Source organism: Mesorhizobium sp. M0518, assembly GCF_040321125.1.
GTDB lineage: Bacteria > Pseudomonadota > Alphaproteobacteria > Rhizobiales > Rhizobiaceae > Mesorhizobium.
Map to the genome: position 1 here is coordinate 195587 of NZ_JAMYQY010000008.1, position 15500 is coordinate 211086.

The 15500-nt window shown below is 64.6% G+C and carries 15 protein-coding genes; 7 read left to right on the plus strand and 8 right to left on the minus strand.

Going from position 1 to position 15500, the window contains the following annotated elements; genetic code table 11:
• Nucleotides 1–49: 49 nt before the first annotated feature.
• Nucleotides 50–1498, minus strand: coding sequence for an APC family permease (locus NKI66_RS14230; RefSeq protein ID WP_352751979.1), 1449 nt, complete (start codon nucleotides 1496–1498; stop codon nucleotides 50–52).
• 173 nt (nucleotides 1499–1671) lie between these two features.
• Here NKI66_RS14230 and NKI66_RS14235 point away from each other — a divergent pair, with 173 nt between their 5' ends.
• The 6 genes from NKI66_RS14235 to NKI66_RS14260 are packed head-to-tail and all read left to right on the plus strand — an operon-like array spanning nucleotide 1672 to nucleotide 8103.
• On the plus strand, nucleotides 1672–2442 hold the full coding sequence (locus NKI66_RS14235) for an IclR family transcriptional regulator (RefSeq protein ID WP_352628951.1): 771 nt from the start codon (nucleotides 1672–1674) through the stop codon (nucleotides 2440–2442).
• The gene (locus tag NKI66_RS14240; protein WP_352751981.1) at nucleotides 2442–3722 is read left to right on the plus strand and encodes a Tm-1-like ATP-binding domain-containing protein; all 1281 of its coding nucleotides are present in this window, start codon (nucleotides 2442–2444) and stop codon (nucleotides 3720–3722) included. Before NKI66_RS14235 ends, NKI66_RS14240 begins: the two co-directional genes overlap by 1 nt.
• A complete protein-coding gene (locus NKI66_RS14245) occupies nucleotides 3719–4387 on the plus strand; it encodes an HAD family hydrolase (protein ID WP_352751983.1) in 669 nt (222 codons plus the stop codon). The genes NKI66_RS14240 and NKI66_RS14245 overlap by 4 nt, the downstream gene beginning before the upstream one ends.
• Nucleotides 4388–4406: 19 nt before the next feature.
• On the plus strand, nucleotides 4407–5756 hold the full coding sequence (locus NKI66_RS14250; protein ID WP_352751985.1) for an aminotransferase class III-fold pyridoxal phosphate-dependent enzyme: 1350 nt from the start codon (nucleotides 4407–4409) through the stop codon (nucleotides 5754–5756).
• A 35-nt stretch (nucleotides 5757–5791) separates the two neighbouring features.
• A complete protein-coding gene (locus tag NKI66_RS14255) occupies nucleotides 5792–7084 on the plus strand; it encodes an aminotransferase class III-fold pyridoxal phosphate-dependent enzyme (protein WP_352751987.1) in 1293 nt (430 codons plus the stop codon).
• Entirely contained in the window at nucleotides 7081–8103 is a 1023-nt protein-coding gene (locus tag NKI66_RS14260; protein WP_352751989.1) for a phosphotransferase enzyme family protein, read from the plus strand. Before NKI66_RS14255 ends, NKI66_RS14260 begins: the two co-directional genes overlap by 4 nt.
• Before the next feature lie 30 nt (nucleotides 8104–8133).
• Here the strand turns inward: NKI66_RS14260 and hpaH are convergent, their stop codons facing one another.
• The 5 genes from hpaH to NKI66_RS14285 are packed head-to-tail and all read right to left on the minus strand — an operon-like array spanning nucleotide 8134 to nucleotide 12743.
• The gene (gene hpaH, locus NKI66_RS14265) at nucleotides 8134–8940 is read right to left on the minus strand and encodes a 2-oxo-hept-4-ene-1,7-dioate hydratase (protein ID WP_352751990.1); all 807 of its coding nucleotides are present in this window, start codon (nucleotides 8938–8940) and stop codon (nucleotides 8134–8136) included.
• Nucleotides 8937–9812, minus strand: coding sequence for a fumarylacetoacetate hydrolase family protein (locus tag NKI66_RS14270; protein ID WP_352751992.1), 876 nt, complete (start codon nucleotides 9810–9812; stop codon nucleotides 8937–8939). Before NKI66_RS14270 ends, hpaH begins: the two co-directional genes overlap by 4 nt.
• 20 nt (nucleotides 9813–9832) lie before the next feature.
• Nucleotides 9833–10813 carry a 3,4-dihydroxyphenylacetate 2,3-dioxygenase gene (gene hpaD, locus NKI66_RS14275; RefSeq protein WP_352751994.1) on the minus strand — a complete coding sequence of 327 codons (981 nt, stop codon included), beginning with the start codon at nucleotides 10811–10813 and terminating at the stop codon, nucleotides 9833–9835.
• Nucleotides 10814–10827: 14 nt separating this feature from the next.
• Nucleotides 10828–12345, minus strand: coding sequence for a 5-carboxymethyl-2-hydroxymuconate semialdehyde dehydrogenase (gene hpaE / locus NKI66_RS14280; protein WP_352751996.1), 1518 nt, complete (start codon nucleotides 12343–12345; stop codon nucleotides 10828–10830).
• An 11-nt stretch (nucleotides 12346–12356) separates the two neighbouring features.
• Nucleotides 12357–12743, minus strand: a complete 387-nt coding sequence (locus tag NKI66_RS14285; RefSeq protein WP_023810846.1) for a 5-carboxymethyl-2-hydroxymuconate Delta-isomerase — start codon at nucleotides 12741–12743, stop codon at nucleotides 12357–12359.
• 215 nt (nucleotides 12744–12958) lie between these two features.
• Here NKI66_RS14285 and hpaR point away from each other — a divergent pair, with 215 nt between their 5' ends.
• Nucleotides 12959–13354 carry a homoprotocatechuate degradation operon regulator HpaR gene (gene hpaR / locus NKI66_RS14290; RefSeq protein ID WP_127276380.1) on the plus strand — a complete coding sequence of 132 codons (396 nt, stop codon included), beginning with the start codon at nucleotides 12959–12961 and terminating at the stop codon, nucleotides 13352–13354.
• An 88-nt stretch (nucleotides 13355–13442) separates the two neighbouring features.
• Here the strand turns inward: hpaR and NKI66_RS14295 are convergent, their stop codons facing one another.
• Together NKI66_RS14295 and NKI66_RS14300 are read right to left on the minus strand one after the other, a co-directional pair.
• The gene (locus tag NKI66_RS14295) at nucleotides 13443–14573 is read right to left on the minus strand and encodes an aminomethyl transferase family protein (protein WP_352751998.1); all 1131 of its coding nucleotides are present in this window, start codon (nucleotides 14571–14573) and stop codon (nucleotides 13443–13445) included.
• Nucleotides 14574–14625: 52 nt separating this feature from the next.
• Nucleotides 14626–15402, minus strand: a complete 777-nt coding sequence (locus NKI66_RS14300; protein ID WP_352752000.1) for an ABC transporter substrate-binding protein — start codon at nucleotides 15400–15402, stop codon at nucleotides 14626–14628.
• Nucleotides 15403–15500 lie beyond the last annotated feature (98 nt).

The following is a 15500-nucleotide window of genomic DNA, read 5'->3' on the forward strand; positions in this document are numbered from 1 at the left end:
CCCCTTTGTGGTGTAAGGGGCGGCGCGGCACGCCGCCCCTTTGCTTTCCTCAATCTTTCAGCGGCTGGCCGAGGTTTTTGAACGCGACAGGATCGCGGCTCTTCAGCGCGCTGGCCAGCAGCAGGCCGACGATCGCGGCGATCAGCACCAGCCCCGGCAGGAACACGCCAAGGAAACCGCCGGCCCCGGACAGGCTGCCGAAATTGATGACGATCAGGTAGATGATGATGACGAAGGCGATGAAGGTCAGCCCGGGCAGGATGGTGGTCTTCATCGCGTTCTCCTGCGTCGATGGATTGGCGCGGAAGAACATCACCACGGCAAGCGAGGCCACCGCCATCATGACGATGACGCCGAGTGTCGCGACGTTGGTCAGCCAGGAGAACAGCGCCAGCACCGGATCGAGGCCGAGCACGGCGAAGAGGCCGACGACGACCGCGGCGAGCACGCTCTGGATGATGGAAGCGACATGCGGGCTCTGGTGCACCGCATGCGTCACGCCGACCGTCTGCGGCAACAGTTTTTCGCGGCCCGAGACATAGATATAGCGCGCAACCGCATTGTGGAACGCCAGCACGCCGGCAAACAGGCTCGACACGAACAGGATGCTCATCGCCTGCGACAGCATCGTGCCGGCGTAACGATCCGACAGGCCGAACAGGAAGGTCGTCGGATCCTGCAGCCCTTGCAGCGTCGGCAGCAGCTTGTCGACACCGGCGCCGACCGCCATCAGCCATGCCGTGAGCATGTAGAAGACACCGATCAGCACGACCGAAAAGTAGGTGGCGCGCGGAATGGTGATCTTTGGATCGCGTGCCTCCTCGGCATAGATCGTCGTCGCCTCGAAACCGATGAAGGCGGCAAAGCAGAACAGGATGGCGATGGCCGGCGAGCCGCTGACGATCTGGCTCCAGCTGAATGGCGCCGCCGACAGGCCGCTGTCGCCGCCGGTCTTGAGGATGGCGATGTCGAGGACCAGCACCACAAGATATTCGCACAGCACCAGCACCGTCAGGATCTTGGCGGAGAGGTCGACCTGCCGGTAGCCGAGCACGGCCACCAGCGCGATGGCGATGAAGCTCCACACCCACCAGGGCAAATTGATGCCCCAGCCGGCGAACAGGCCTGATGTCGCGGCACCGAGCAGGCCCATGACCCCGATCTGCATGGCATTGTAGGACAGGATGGCGATCAGCGCCGTGGCGCCGCCGGCCATGCTGCCGAGGCCGCGCGCGGCATAGGCATAGAAGGCGCCGGCATTGCCGACATGGCGTGACATGGCGACATAGCCAACCGCGAACAAAAGCAGCAGCACCGTCACGATCAGATAGGTGCCGGCAAAGCCGGCGCCATTGCCCATCAGCATGCCGAGCGGCGTGCCGCCGGCGACGGCCGTGAGCGGGGCGGCCGCCGAAATCACCATGAAGGTGATGGCGCCGACGCCAAGACTGTTCTTGCGCAGCCTGTTGGCCGGCGCCTGTTCTGCAACTGCCGTCATTGATCCCTCCTGTTTGCAAACCCTCAGGCTCGCCGGCCGAATGGCCTGTCCCATGCACTCTGGTGGTCGGTTCATTATTCGAACCGTTATTTTGAATATAGACTTGCAAACAATGCCGATGCCTGTCAAGTTAATTCACACGTTAAATGATTGTCCCGAACCGGGAGGCAAATTTGAGTACGGTCGGAAAAGCGATCTCGCTTCTGGAGCTGTTCAGCGTCGACGAGCCCGAGCTCGGCCTGTCCGATCTGGCGCGCCGCTCGGGCTTCGACAAGGCGACGACAAGGCGGCTGCTGGTTGCGCTGGCCGGCCATGGTTTTGTCGAGCAGGATGCGGGCACGCGGCACTATCGCCTCGGCGCCGGCCTGTCGCGGCTGGCTCGCATCCGCGAGGCGCGCTTTCCCTTCCTGCAGACGGCTGTTCCGCTGGTGCGGGATCTGGCGGCATCGACGGCCGAGACCGTGCATTTGTCGGAATTCGGCGTCGACAGGCTGGTCACCGTCCATGTCGAGCATCCGGCATGGGCGAACCGGGTCAACATCGACATCGGTCAGTTGCTGCCCCTGCATTCGACCGCGTCGGGCATCGCCTATCTGGCCTTTGCACGCGACGAGACCGTCAAGGCGTGCCTGACGGGTTCGCTCGACGCTTTCACGGCCCATACGCTGATCGAGCCGGCCGCAATCTCAAGATCCATGAGCGAGGCGCGCGAGCGCGGCTATTCGATCTGCGACCAGGGCTATGAGGAAGGTGTGATCAGCGTCGCGGCGGCAATCCGCGGGCCGGATGGCTTTGCGCTCGGCACCATCGCGGTGGCGGCGCCAAAGGCCAGAACGACGGCAGCCGCGATCGCCGAACGGGGACTTGCCGTGAGGGAGGCGGCACGGGAGATTTCCATGCGCCTCAACGGCGAAAACCTGCAAATCTTGAGGAGGCAGGCCTGATGCCCTCGGAGACAGCGCCCCGCATCCTGGTCATCGGCACCGGCGACACAAAGGCCGAAGAGCTGCTGTTCATGAAACAGTGCATCGAGGCGTCGGGCGGCAGCGCCGTGATGATGGATGTCAGCGTGCTGGGCGACCCGCCCTACAGCCCGGACCACGACAAGCACGCCGTGGCCCGGGCTGTAGATGTGACGATCGCCGAGATCGTTTCGAGTGGTGATGAGAACACCGCCATGACGCTGATGGCCGGCGGCGCCGTGCAGCTGGTGCGCAAGCTCCATCAAAGTGGCGAGATCGACGCCTTCATTGCCATAGGCGGCTCCATGGGAACCGATCTGGCGCTCGACGTGGCGCTTTGCCTGCCGCTCGGCGTGCCGAAATTCGTCGTCTCGACCATCGCCTATTCGCATCTCATCCCGCCCGAGCGCGTCGCCCCCGACCTGATGATGATCCTCTGGGCGGGCGGACTGTACGGCCTCAACTCGATCTGCAGGCTGGTCCTGTCGCAGGCCTGCGGTGCGGTCGTCGGCGCGGCTAAAATCGTACTGGCGTCTCGCGCGTCGGCGCAGGCACCGGGGCCGACCATCGGCATGACCTCGCTCGGCAGCAGCTGCCTGCGCTACATGAAGACGCTGAAGCCGGCCCTGGAACGGCGCGGCTATGACGTTGCCGTCTTCCACACCACCGGAATGGGCGGCCGCGCCTTCGAATCGATCGCCGGCCAAGATCATTTCTGCGCGGTCTTCGACTTCAGCCTGCAGGAAATCACCAATCATCTCGCGGGATCCGTCGTCAGTTCCGGCACCGACCGGCTGGAGAATGCCGGCGCTCGCGGCACTCCGCAGATCGCCGCCCCCGGGGCGGTCGACATGGTCGATCTGCCGACCTGGCAGGATTTGCCGGCTAAATTCTCGACGCGGCCGTTTCATGCCCACAACAGGCTGATCGCTTCGGTCACCGTCGATGCCGACGATCGCCGCCAGGTCGCCAGGACCATCGCCGCCAAGCTCGGTGCCGCGAAAGGCCGCTCCGCCTTCATCCTGCCAACCGGAGGCATCCAGGAATGGGACGTGCAGGGTGAGCCGCTCTATGAACCCGAGGCTCTCGCGGCCTTCACTGACGAAATGCGTCGGGCTATTCCCGCCGGGGTCGAGTTCCACGAGATCGACGCTCACATCAACAGCGACGACTTCGTCGGCAAGGCGCTCGAGATCTTCGACCGCTGGGTCGAGGAAGGCATCGTCCCGCGCGGCAAGCCGGCCAAGGGAGTGGCAGCGTGAGTGCTGTTCCCGCCCAGGCGCTTGTCCTTGATTTCGGCGGCGTCGTCACCCGCACACTGTTCGAGACCCACGCCTTGACCGAACAGGCGCTCGGCCTCACGCCGGGGACGCTGCAATGGCGCGGGCCGTTCGATCCGCACAGCGATCCGCTGTGGCGCGCCATGCAAGCCGACGAGATCAGCGAGCGCGACTATTGGCGCACCCGCACAAGCGAGGTTGGCCGTCTCGTCGGCGAGGACTGGCAGGCGATGGAAACCTTCGTCCGGCGCGCGCGTGGCGCGGAGCCGGAAAAGGTGGTGCGGCCCGAAGCCGACAGCGCCATCCGCACGGTGCATGCGGCCGGATTTCGGCTGGCAATCCTGTCCAATGAACTCGACCTGTTCTACGGCGCCGATTTCCGCCGGCGGCTGCCGCTGCTCGGCCTGTTCGACACGATCGTCGACGCCACTTACACCGGCATACTCAAGCCCGATCCGCGCGCCTATGCCTTGGTCACCGAAGCGCTCGGCCTGCCGGCCGGTGCTTGCGTCTTCGTCGACGACCAGCAGCGCAATGTCGATGGCGGCTGTGCTGCCGGCATGCGCACGGTTCATTTCGACGTTGCTCACCCGGCCCAATCCTATGCCGAAGCACTCGGCCATTTCGACCTCGTTTCAGCTGCCTGAGATTTTGCGGAGCCCTTTCATGCGCGACATCAATTTCCTCACCGAGACCAACGCCAAGCCGATCTGGCACCCAATGGCGCATCCGGCCGAGATGCGGGCCAACCCGCCAAAGGTGATCATGAAGGGCGAGGGCGTGATGGTCACCGACATCGCCGGCAACACCGTGCTCGATGCCGTCGGCGGCCTGTGGAACGTCAATCTCGGCTACAGCTGCGCCCCGATCAAGAAGGCGATCGCCGACCAGCTTGGCGCGCTGCCCTATTATTCCGGTTTTCGCGGCACCTCGACTGGACCGTCGATCGAACTCGCCTACGAACTCTGCGAATGGTTCGAGCCTGAAGGCATGGTGCGGACCTTCTTCACCTCGGGCGGCTCGGATTCGGTCGAAACGGCACTGCGACTGGCCAGGCAATATTGGAAGATCCGCGGCCAGGCCGACCGCACCAAGTTCCTGGCGCTGAAGAAGGGCTACCACGGCACCCATTTCGGCGGCGCGTCGGTTAACGGCAACGCCAATTTCCGCCGCAACTACGAGCCGCTGCTGCCCGGCGTCTTCCACATTCCCGCGCCTTGGACCTTCCGCAACCCGTTCGATGAGACCGACCCAGTGCGGCTGGCAAAACTCTGCGCCAGGGCGCTGGAGGACGAGATCGCCTTCCAGGGCGGCGACACCATCGCCGCTTTCATCATGGAGCCGGTTCTCGGCGCCGGCGGCGTCATCGTTCCGCATGAGAGCTTCATGCCACTGGTGCGTGAGATCTGCGACCGCCACGAGATCCTGCTGATCGCCGACGAGGTGGTGACGGGCTTCGGCCGCACCGGCGCATGGTCGGGCTCGCGTCTGTCCGGCGTGAAGCCGGATTTCATGACCATCGCCAAGGCGATCACGTCAGGTTATTTCCCGCTCGGCGCGACCTTGATCGGCGGAAAAGTCGCCGATGTCTTCGAGGCCGACAAGACCAGTTTTGGTGCGATCGGCCACGGCTATACCTATTCCGGCCACCCGGTCGGCTGCGCGGCGGGTCTGGCGGCGCTTGCCGAGACCAAACGGCTTCGCCTGAACGAGAACGCGGCGGCACGGGGCGTCGAACTCGCGGCCGCGCTGGAGGGGCTGAAGGCCAGGCATGCGATCGTCGGCGATGTCAGGTACAAGGGCTTGATGGCGGCGCTGGAGTTGGTCTCGGACCGCACGACGAAAAAGCCGGCCGACAAGAAGACCATGGCCGTGGTTTCGGAGGCCGCCTATGAGGCCGGCGTCATGCTGCGTGTGTCGGGCAACACCATCATCCTGTCGCCGCCGCTCATCATCACCGCCGCCGATGTGACGAAGATCGGCGAAGCGCTGGATGCAGGCCTGTCGAAGGCCTGACGGGTTAGCTGGCCACAACGGAGTTTCAAGACGCAATGAGTCAATCGCAAGAAGCACTGGTTAGCCGGCGTTCCCGCCTGCTCGGCGCGAAATCGCAATTGTTCTATGACGAGCCCGTGCATCTGGTGCGCGGCGAAGGCGTCTGGCTCTACGATGCCGACGGCCGCAAATATCTGGACGCCTACAACAATGTCGCGCATGTCGGCCACTGCCACCCGCATGTGGTCGAGGCCTTGTGCCGGCAGGCAAGCCTGCTCAACACCCACACACGCTATCTGCACACCGCCATCCTCGATTATGTCGAGCGGCTGACCGCGACCTTCGATGCCAGCCTGTCCACAGCCATCCTGACCTGCACCGGCAGTGAGGCCAACGACATCGCGCTGCGCATGGCGCAGGCCGCCACCGGCCGCATGGGCATCATCGCCACCGACGCCACCTACCATGGCAACACCACGGCGGTTTCGCAGCTCAGCACCCGCATGCCGCCGGTCGGCGACCGCGCCCGCAACGTCAGGCTGGTGCCGGCGCCCGACAGCTATCGCCATCCGGATGCGATGGCCAACGGCAAAGCCTTTGGCGACGCGGTGCGCGAAGCCATCGCCTCGCTGGAAGAGGACGGCATCGGCCTGTCCGGCATCATCCTCTGCCCGCTGCTCGCCAATGAAGGCTTTCCAACGCTACCCAGCGGCTTCTTCGACGATGCCATGCGCGCGGTGCGCGACGCCGGAGGGCTGGTCGTCGCCGACGAGGTGCAGCCCGGTTTCGGCCGAACCGGCAGCCATTTCTGGGGCCACCAGCGCGCCGGCTTCGTTCCCGACATCGTCACCATGGGCAAGCCGATGGGCAACGGCCATCCGGTCGCCGCCGTGGTCACCACTGGGGAGATCCTGGCGACCTTCCGCAACGCTTTCCGTTACTTCAACACCTTTGGCGGCAATCCGGTTTCCTGCGCGGTGGCCAATGCCGTCCTCGACGTCATCGAGCAGGAAGATCTCGTCGCCAACGCACGCGATGTCGGCGCCTATGCGCTCGGTCTGCTGCGCCCGCTGGCCGAGCGCCATGAATGCATCGGCGAGGTCAGGGGCGCCGGCCTGTTCTTCGGCGCCGAACTGGTTCACGACCGCGAGACGCGCGAGCCGGCGCCCGACATTGCCGAGCAGGTCGCCAACCGCATGCGCCACCGCGGCGTGCTGATGGGCAAGACCGGCATCCACGGCAATGTGCTGAAGATCCGCCCGCCAATGCCGTTCTCGCGCGACAATGCCGACGTCCTGATCGGCGTCCTCGACCAGGTGCTGGGTGAAGTCGGCGGAGTGAAGGCGTGAACGCTGTTTCCACGCAGTCCGAGCCCGAGACGGCAGCCGATGTCACGGCGCTTGCCAGGCGCGCGCTCACCCATTGGGGCATTGATGAGGGTGAGCCGGAGCTGCTGAAATTCCGCGAGAACGCGGTGTTTCGCGTCATCTTGCCAACAGGCCAGCCGGCCGCCATGCGCATTCATCGGCTTGGCTATCACACGGACGCCGCCCTGCGCTCGGAACTGCAATGGATGGGCTTTCTGCAATCGGCCGGCATCGCCACACCCTCGCCGGTCGCCACGCCGGCCGGCGATCTGTTCGTGCTTGTCAGCGCCAACGCCTCAGTGCAACCCCGTCAAGTCGATTGCTTGAGCTGGCTGGAAGGCCGCGCCGTCGGCGCGCGAGGCGTGCCGCTGGATTTTACACCCGAGCAGGCAAGACAGGTCTTTACCGCGATGGGGCGAACCATCGCCCACATGCACAATGTCACGTCTGCCTGGACGCCGCCCGCCGGCTTTGCCCGCCATGCCTGGGATTTCGACGGCTTCTTCGGTGCGAACCCGATTTGGGGCCGTTTCGAGACCTCGCCCTTCCTCGACGGCCCTCGTCGCGAGCTGATTTTCCAGGCGCGGGAAAAGGCCGTGGAGGCGCTGTCGGAGCATGAACGCAGCGCCCGCAATTTCGGCATCATCCACGCCGACCTGGTGCGCGAGAATGTGCTCGTCCATGACGGCGCGATCCGCATCATCGACTTCGACGATTGCGGCCATGGCTGGCACATGTACGACCTTGCCGTCGCGCTGTACCAGAACCGCGAGGAGGCGATCTATCCGCTGATCGAGGCCGCTCTGCTCGACGGCTATCGGCAGGAGCGGGAGCTGACGGCGCGCGACATCGCCGCGCTGCCGCTGTTTTCGGCTCTGCGCGCCTTCGCCTTTCTTGGCTGGGTGCAGAGCCGCGTCGAAGGCGACATCACCAGGGATGTCGGCATGCGCATGTCGGCCATCGCAGCCGATGTGGTGGTTGCCTATCTGCGTGGCGAATAGAGGCTGCCGTGCGGGTTGGCGGCGGAACCGTCAGCCCTTCGCGAAGTGAATGCTGACCGTGCCCGAACTGCCGAAATCGGCGACGATTGTGTCGCCGGGCCGCGCCTCGACCGGGCGCACGAAAGAGCCTGACAGCACCACCTCGCCGGCCGCGATCGACATGCCGTAGCGGGCGAGCCTGTCGGCCAGCCAGGCAATGCCCATCGCCGGATGGTTGAGCACGCCGGCGCCGAGCCCGGTTTCCTCGACCTCGGCATTGCGCGAAACGATGGCGCCGATCCAGCGCATGTCGGCCTCATCAGGCCGCTGCGGCCGGCCGCCGATGACGATGCCGGCATTGGCGGCATTGTCGGAAATCGTGTCGAAGAAGGTGCGTGCCTTCTTCGTCTCGGCATTGATGCGTTCGATGCGGGTGTCGAGGATTTCCAGCGCCGGCGTGATGTAGTCGGTGGCGTTGAGCACGTCGGAGATGGTCACGCCGGGACCTTTCAGCGGCGCCTTCATGACGAAGGCGATCTCGGCCTCGACGCGCGGCTGGATGAAGCGGTCGGCCGGCACCGTCGCGCCGTCATGGAAGAACATGTCGTCGAACAGCATGCCCGAATCCGGCGTGTCGATGGCGAGCGCATATTGCATCGCCTTCGAGGTCAGCCCGATCTTCCAGCCCTTCGGCTTCAGCCCGGCATCGATCTTGCGCGTCACCAGCGCCGCCTGCACGCGATAGGCGTCCTCCATCGTTGCCTCGGGAAAATCGAGGCTGAGCAGACGGATCTGACGGCGCGACCGCTCGGCCTCGAACAGCCGTGCCGCGGCGTCTTCCACTTGCTCCGGGGTCATTGCGCTGCCTCGTCAACGACACCGTTTCTGAGCACGCCGATGCCTTCGGCCTCCACCTCGATCACGTCGCCGGGCTTCAGCCAGATCGGCGGCTCGAAGCGGGCGCCGGCGCCCGTCGGCGTGCCGGTGACGATGATATCGCCCGGCACCAGCGTGGTGAAGGTCGAGACGTAGTTGATGATCTTGCGAAACGAGAAGATCATCCGGCTGGTGCGGTCCTGCTGGCGCAGCTCGCCATTGACGCGGGTGGTCAGCGCAATGTCGGCAATCTGCGCCTCGTCGGTGAACGGCACCAGCCAGGGGCCGATCGAACCCGTGCGGTCGAAATTCTTACCTTGCGTCACGTTGAACTTGGCATGGCGCACCCAGTCGCGGATGGTGCCCTCGTTGCACAGCGACAGCGCCGCAATATGGCCGAGCGCGTCGGCTTCCGCGATGCGCCGGCCTGCCTTGCCGATGACGATGACGATTTCGCCCTCATAGTCGAGCTGGGGTGATTCCGGCGGCCGCACCAGCGGCGCGCCATGGCCGACGAATGAACGGGGAAAGCGGATGAACAGCGACGGGTTGGAGGGCGCCGCCTGGCCGTCCTTGTACTCCTCGTTGCGGTCCGGATAGTTGACGCCGACGCAGATGATCTTTTCCGGCGACGGGATCGGGATTTCGTAGGCGATGGCGCCGAGCGGGAAATCGGCGGCGAAGGCCTCAGCCCCTTCCGCCAGCCGGCGCAAGGCGCCGGCCTCGATCACTTCGCGCAGCGTCGGCCATTCTCTGTGGCGCGCCGACAGGTCGACGACGCCCTTGCCCGTGATCGCGCCATAGCGCGCCTTGCCGCCGACGGTGAAGGTGGCGAGCCGCCCATGTCCAGTCATCCGGGTCTCCTCGTCCATCGTCACGGCGCAATGATCGGCGACGCCGTCAGATCCGGCTGGCGTGCCTTCGCCCCGGCAAACACACTACCCTCCTCAAACCAGCTTTTCGGCGCCGGCGCGCCCCACAGCGTCTGGCGCTGCGGGTCCTTGAGGTCCCATTTTATCGGCTCGAGGTCCGGATCGACCGTCTGGTAGTCCGAACAGTAGATCTCGATGCGGTGGTTGTCGGGATCGCGGACATAGAGAAAGAAGGCGTTGGAGATGCCGTGCCGCCCAGGGCCGCGTTCGATGTTCGGCAGATAGCCCGTCGTCGCCATCAGGTCGAGCAGGTCGATGATGTTGAGCGGCGTCGGCACCCAGAATGCGACGTGGTGCAGGCGCGGGCCGATGCCGTTGGTGAAGGCGATGTCGTGCACGCCGCCCTTGCGGTGCGTCCACGCCGCCCACAGTCTTCCGCTGCTGGCGTCCTCGGTGTATTCGGTGACGCGGAAGCCGAGCTCGTTGTAGAAGGCGACGGATTCGTCGACATTGGGCGAGAAGCAGTTGAAGTGGTCGATGCGCAGCGGCTTCACGCCGTGATAGAGCACGTATTTCTGGTGGATCGGCGGCAGCCGCTCCATCTCAGCGTAGAATTCGAGCGGAATGCCGTGCGGATCGCGGGTGCGGAAGGTTCGCGACTGGTAAGGTCGCTCGACCCATTCCACCGGCAGGCCTTTTCCCTTGAAGAAATGCACCGCTTTGTCGAGATCCTCGTCCGAGAAGACCTTGAAGCCGAGGTCGCGGGCTTCGGCCGTGGCCCCCTTCTTCAGCACGATACAATGGTGCCCGCGCTCCTCCAGCGCCCTGAGATAGATGGTGTCCGAAGTCTCGTCGGTGACTTGGAGGCCGAGCGTATCGACATAGAACGCACGGGATTTGGCGAGGTCGGTGACGGCCAGCTCGACATGGCTGAGGCGCAGAATGTTGAAGGCGGGATAGAGATTGGGCTTGGGCAAGGACATCTGATTTCCTCCGGTCAGCCGCCGAGTTTCTGGATCGCGTGCGCGGTCGTCGCGAAGGCTACGTTCTTCGTCTCCATGTAGAAGTCGAAGGAATGGTCCCCGCCGTCGCGGCCGATGCCGGAACTCTTGACGCCGCCGAACGGTGTCGGCAAATGGCGCACATTCTCGGAATTGACCCAGATCATGCCGGCATCCAACGCATCGGTGAAGCGGAAGGCGCGGGTGACGTCGGACGTCCAGAGATAACCGGTCAGACCGTATTGGGTGTCGTTGGCCAGCGCGAGCGCTTCAGCCTCGTCCTTGAAGGGAATAGCGCTCAGCACCGGCCCGAAAATCTCCTCCTGCGCGATGCGCATGCCGTTGGAGACGTTGGTGAACAGGGTCGGGCCGACATAACAGCCGCCGCCCGGCCCATCGACCTTGCCGCCGCCGACGGCGAGCGTGGCCCCCTCCGACCTGCCGATCTCGATATAGGACAGCACCTTCTTTTCATGCACCGGATGGATCAGCGGCCCGACCACCGTTTTCGGATCGAGCGGGTGGCCGACGACGATGCGCTTCGCCCTCTCCGCGACTTTGGCGGTGAAGCTCTCATAGACCGAGGCTTCAACCAGCAGCCGCGACGACGAGGTGCAGCGTTCGCCATTCAGCGAATAGATCATGAATACGACGGCGTCGGCGGCGCGTTCGAGATCGGCGTCGGCAAAGACGATCACCGGGTTCTTGCCGCCAAGCTCGAAATGCACGCGCTTCAGCGTGTCGGCGCCTTGTTTCATGATCATCGAGCCGGTACGGCTTTCGCCGACAAAGCCGATCGCCTTGATGTCGGGATGCTCGGTCAACGCCTTGCCGGCATCTTCACCCAGGCCGTTGACCAGGTTCCAGACACCCTTCGGCAGGCCAGCCTCCTCGGCGATCTCGACGAGCAGGCGGGCGGTCAGCGGCGAAAATTCAGCCGGCTTATGAACCACGGTGCAACCGGCCGCCAGCGCTGGCGCGATCTTCCAGGTCGACAGCATGAACGGCGTGTTCCACGGCGTGATGATGCCTACCGGGCCGATTGGCACCCGCGTGGTGAGGTTGACCTGGCCCGTGGTCCGCAGCGTCTCGCCGTCGCGCGCTTCGGGCGCACGGTCGGCGAAGAAGCGGAAATTCTCGGCACCCCGCAACGCCGCCTTGGCCATAAATTTCAGCGCCTGGCCGGTATCCATGCATTCGACGAAGGCGATCTCCTCGGCACGCGCCTCGATCGCGTCGGCGATTCTGTGCAGCAGCTTCTTGCGTGCCTCGCCAGGCATGGCGGCCCAGGCCGGGAAAGCCGCCTTCGCCGCCCTGGCGGCGCGGTCGATGTCGGCAGCCCCGCCGCGCGCGACGCTTGCCAGCGGCTTCAGGTTGACCGGCGACAGCGTTTCGAACGTCGTGCCGTCGAGCGCCGGCACCGCCTCGCCGCCGATCTGGTTCAACACGCCATCGTGCTTGAAGCGGGCCAGATAGGCCTCGGCCTTATTCAGATTGCCTTGCAGGTCGGACATGTCGGGTTCCGTCACTTGCCGCGCAGTCGCGGGTGGATTGCGTTTCTCTTCCAGCTGAGCACCGGGTCGATTTCCCGGATTTCGAGCGACAGGGCGAAATGCGGGGTCTCGAACAGCGTGCCAAGGTATTCGCTCACCGCCGCGAAGACAGCCTCGCCAGTCCGCTTCTTGTCGTCGGCGCTGCGGCCGGTGCCGATGCGAAACGACATGTCGAGAAAGGCGTTTTCCGGCAGCCTGTCGGCCATCGCGTAGGCCTCGGCGCGAAACGCCCGCACCCGCACGGCGCCGGTTTCGAACAGCCCGGTGTCCAGCACTGTGCGCAACACCAGAGCGCACAATTCGCCCATATCGACCTTGGCATCGAGATTGGCCGAATACTCGATGGAGAAGTGAGGCACGGCGTTTCGTTCCCTGGGTTATTGCCTTGTTGTAGTTAACGCGTTAATTACATGCAGCATGCGCGAAGTCAAGCCTTGCATCGGCCTTGGCGCAACGATACGGGAAGGCGGGAACGGGCCCTGGCAGGCGGATTCGGCCGAGGGAGGGCCTGTTTCGATCGCAAGCGTGGGAGGCTCTTTTCTTGCTGCCGGAAAATACCCGTCGTTCTCTGCCGATGGCGCTGCTTCATGCCCGCGAAGCGGTGATGGCGCGGTTTCGGCCGATGCTTGCCGCGCATGACGTGACCGAACAGCAATGGCGCGTGCTGCGCGTGCTGAGCGAAGCCGGCCCGGTCGAGGCGACGGAACTCGCCGACCGCGCCTCGGTTTTGCCGCCCAGCCTGACGCGCATCATCAAGGCGCTCGAGGGACGCAAATTCATCACCCGCAACAAGGCCGAAGGCGACGGCCGCCGCGTCGTTCTAACCATTGCGCCCGCGGGTTCCGCCTTGATCGACGCCCTGTCGCCCGAGCGTCGCGTCATTTATGACGACATCGAACAGCGCTTCGGCCACGAAAAGCTCGAGCAGTTGCTCGATTTGCTGGAGACGCTGATCGATGGCGAAAGCTGATCGTTCCGGCTACCGCAGAAGTTTCGACGGTCGCTCGGGTTGACGGACCGCATACCTTGGAAAGGCCGAAACGCCCGATGGGGGTCAGCTAACCTCGCAACCTCATCCCTTCCGGATCGAAGAACGGTATCGGCGCCACGACCGCACGCGTCGGCTGACCACCGATATCAATGTTCAATTCGGTGCCGACAGCCGTGAAGGGCAGCCGCAGATGCGCGGTGGCCAGCACCTTGCCGAGGGAATAGCCGTGGTCGCTGTAGGTGACGATGCCGGCGTCCTCGCCATCGGCCAGAACCTTGGCATCGGTCGCGGCCGGCTTGTCGCCGTCGAGGATCAGTCCGACCCATTGCTCGTCGAGGCCGGTGTCGCGGACCTTGAGAAGCGCCTCGCGGCCGACGAAATCGCCCTTGTCGAACTTGATCCAGCGGTCGAGGCCGACATGGAACGGGGTGCGGCTCTCGTCCATGTCGATGCCGTGCGCCGGGTAGGCCTTTTCCAGGCCCAGCGTGAACATCGCCAGCACGCCATAGGGTTTCAGGCCAAAGCCACGGCCGGTGCGCATCAGCGCGTCCCAGAGCGAGGCCGCCTCGTCGGCCGGCACGAACAATTCGAAGCCGAGTTCGCCGGTCACGCCGGTGCGCGAGATCAGCACCCGCGTGCCGTTGATATGGCCCGACGTGAACGACCAGCGCTTCAGTCCATCCAGATCGGCATCCGCAATCAACGCTTTCAGCAGTTCGCGCGAGCGCGGACCCTGGATGGTCGGGAAGGCGATGGCCGCCGTGATGTCGGTGACATAGGCCTTGCGGCCCTGGGCGTGATGATGCAGCCAGGGCAGCATCTTCAGGCGGTTGACCGAGCCGGTCACCAGCATGAAGTGCTCCGGGCCCAACCGAAACACGGTGAGGTCGTCCATGATGCCGCCATCGTCGCGGCAGACCGTGGAATAGCGGACCTGGCCCGGCTTCATGGCGGCGGCATTATTGACGATGACATGGTTGACCAGCGCCTCGGCGCCCGGCCCCTTGACGTCCATCTTGCCCATCGTGCTGAGATCCTGCACGCCGACGTTTTTGCGGGTGTTCAGGTGCTCGTCGGCAATGCCGGAATAAGTTTTGGCCGAGATGAAATCGCCGCCGACACGACCCATGGTCGCGCCCAGCCCGACGATGCTGCTGTAGAAAGGGGAACGCCGCTCAGCCAAGGAAGTCTCCATCATCCAAGAAAAACGGCAGCGCCAGGCGGCGCTGCCGAAGGTGATTGCGTCAGGATCAGCCGCCGTAGACGTCGAACGAGAAATATTTGTCGTTGATTTCCTTGTATTTTCCGTTGGCGCGCAGCGCGTCGATGGCCGCATTGAGCTTGTCGGCCAGTTCCTTGTTGCCCTTCTGCAGCGCGATGCCGACGCCGGGCCCGTGAATGGTCGGGTCGGCGGTCAGCGTGCCAAGCAGCTTGCAGCAGGCGCCGTCGGGCTTCTTCAGCCATTCGGTCAGGATGATCGAGCCGTCCATCATCGCATCGAGCCGGCCATTGGCCATGTCGGTGCGGGCGTCGTCGCCGGTCGGGTAGGCCTTGACCGTCGAGCCCGCGTATTTCTGCTCGGCGAATTTCTGGTGGATGGTCGCGGTCTGCACGCCAAGCGCCTTGCCTTTCAAATCGTTCGGCGAGGTGCCTGATAGGGTCGAATCCTTCGGCACGGCGATGGCCGGCGGCGTCTGGTAGTATTTGTGGGTGAACTCGACCTTCTCGGCCCGCTCGGGCGTGATGGTGATGTTGATGATGGCGTTGAACTTGCCGGCCTGCAGCGCCGGTATGGAACCATCGAAATCCTGCACGCTGAACTCACACTCGGCCTTCATCTCGGCGCACAGCGCCTTGCCGAGATCGATGTCGAAGCCGCCCAGCGTGCCGTCGGCACTGGCGTAATTGAAGGGCGGGTAGGCGCCCTCGGTACCGATCCTGAGTTTTTTGTCCTGGGCGGAGGCGGCGCCCGTGGCAAGGGTGAGAGCGACGGAAGCGGCAAGCACGAAACGACCGGAAAGACGCATGTTCGAGTTCCCCGTTGAAAGCGGGAAGTCTACGGCCTTCCAGGCGTGTGACGGAGACGGAAACGACATGCGCTGCGGCGATCGCGGCGCGGCGGGCG

Coding starts and splice junctions, on each gene's coding strand:
- NKI66_RS14230 (WP_352751979.1), bottom strand. CDS start 1,498: ATGACGGCAGTTGCAGAACAGGCGCCGGCCAACAGGCTGCGCAAGAAC.
- NKI66_RS14240 (WP_352751981.1), top strand. CDS start 2,442: ATGCCCTCGGAGACAGCGCCCCGCATCCTGGTCATCGGCACCGGCGAC.
- NKI66_RS14250 (WP_352751985.1), top strand. CDS start 4,407: ATGCGCGACATCAATTTCCTCACCGAGACCAACGCCAAGCCGATCTGG.
- NKI66_RS14255 (WP_352751987.1), top strand. CDS start 5,792: ATGAGTCAATCGCAAGAAGCACTGGTTAGCCGGCGTTCCCGCCTGCTC.
- hpaH (WP_352751990.1), bottom strand. CDS start 8,940: ATGACCCCGGAGCAAGTGGAAGACGCCGCGGCACGGCTGTTCGAGGCC.
- NKI66_RS14270 (WP_352751992.1), bottom strand. CDS start 9,812: ATGACTGGACATGGGCGGCTCGCCACCTTCACCGTCGGCGGCAAGGCG.
- hpaD (WP_352751994.1), bottom strand. CDS start 10,813: ATGTCCTTGCCCAAGCCCAATCTCTATCCCGCCTTCAACATTCTGCGC.
- hpaE (WP_352751996.1), bottom strand. CDS start 12,345: ATGTCCGACCTGCAAGGCAATCTGAATAAGGCCGAGGCCTATCTGGCC.
- hpaR (WP_127276380.1), top strand. CDS start 12,959: ATGGCGCTGCTTCATGCCCGCGAAGCGGTGATGGCGCGGTTTCGGCCG.
- NKI66_RS14295 (WP_352751998.1), bottom strand. CDS start 14,573: ATGATGGAGACTTCCTTGGCTGAGCGGCGTTCCCCTTTCTACAGCAGC.
- NKI66_RS14300 (WP_352752000.1), bottom strand. CDS start 15,402: ATGCGTCTTTCCGGTCGTTTCGTGCTTGCCGCTTCCGTCGCTCTCACC.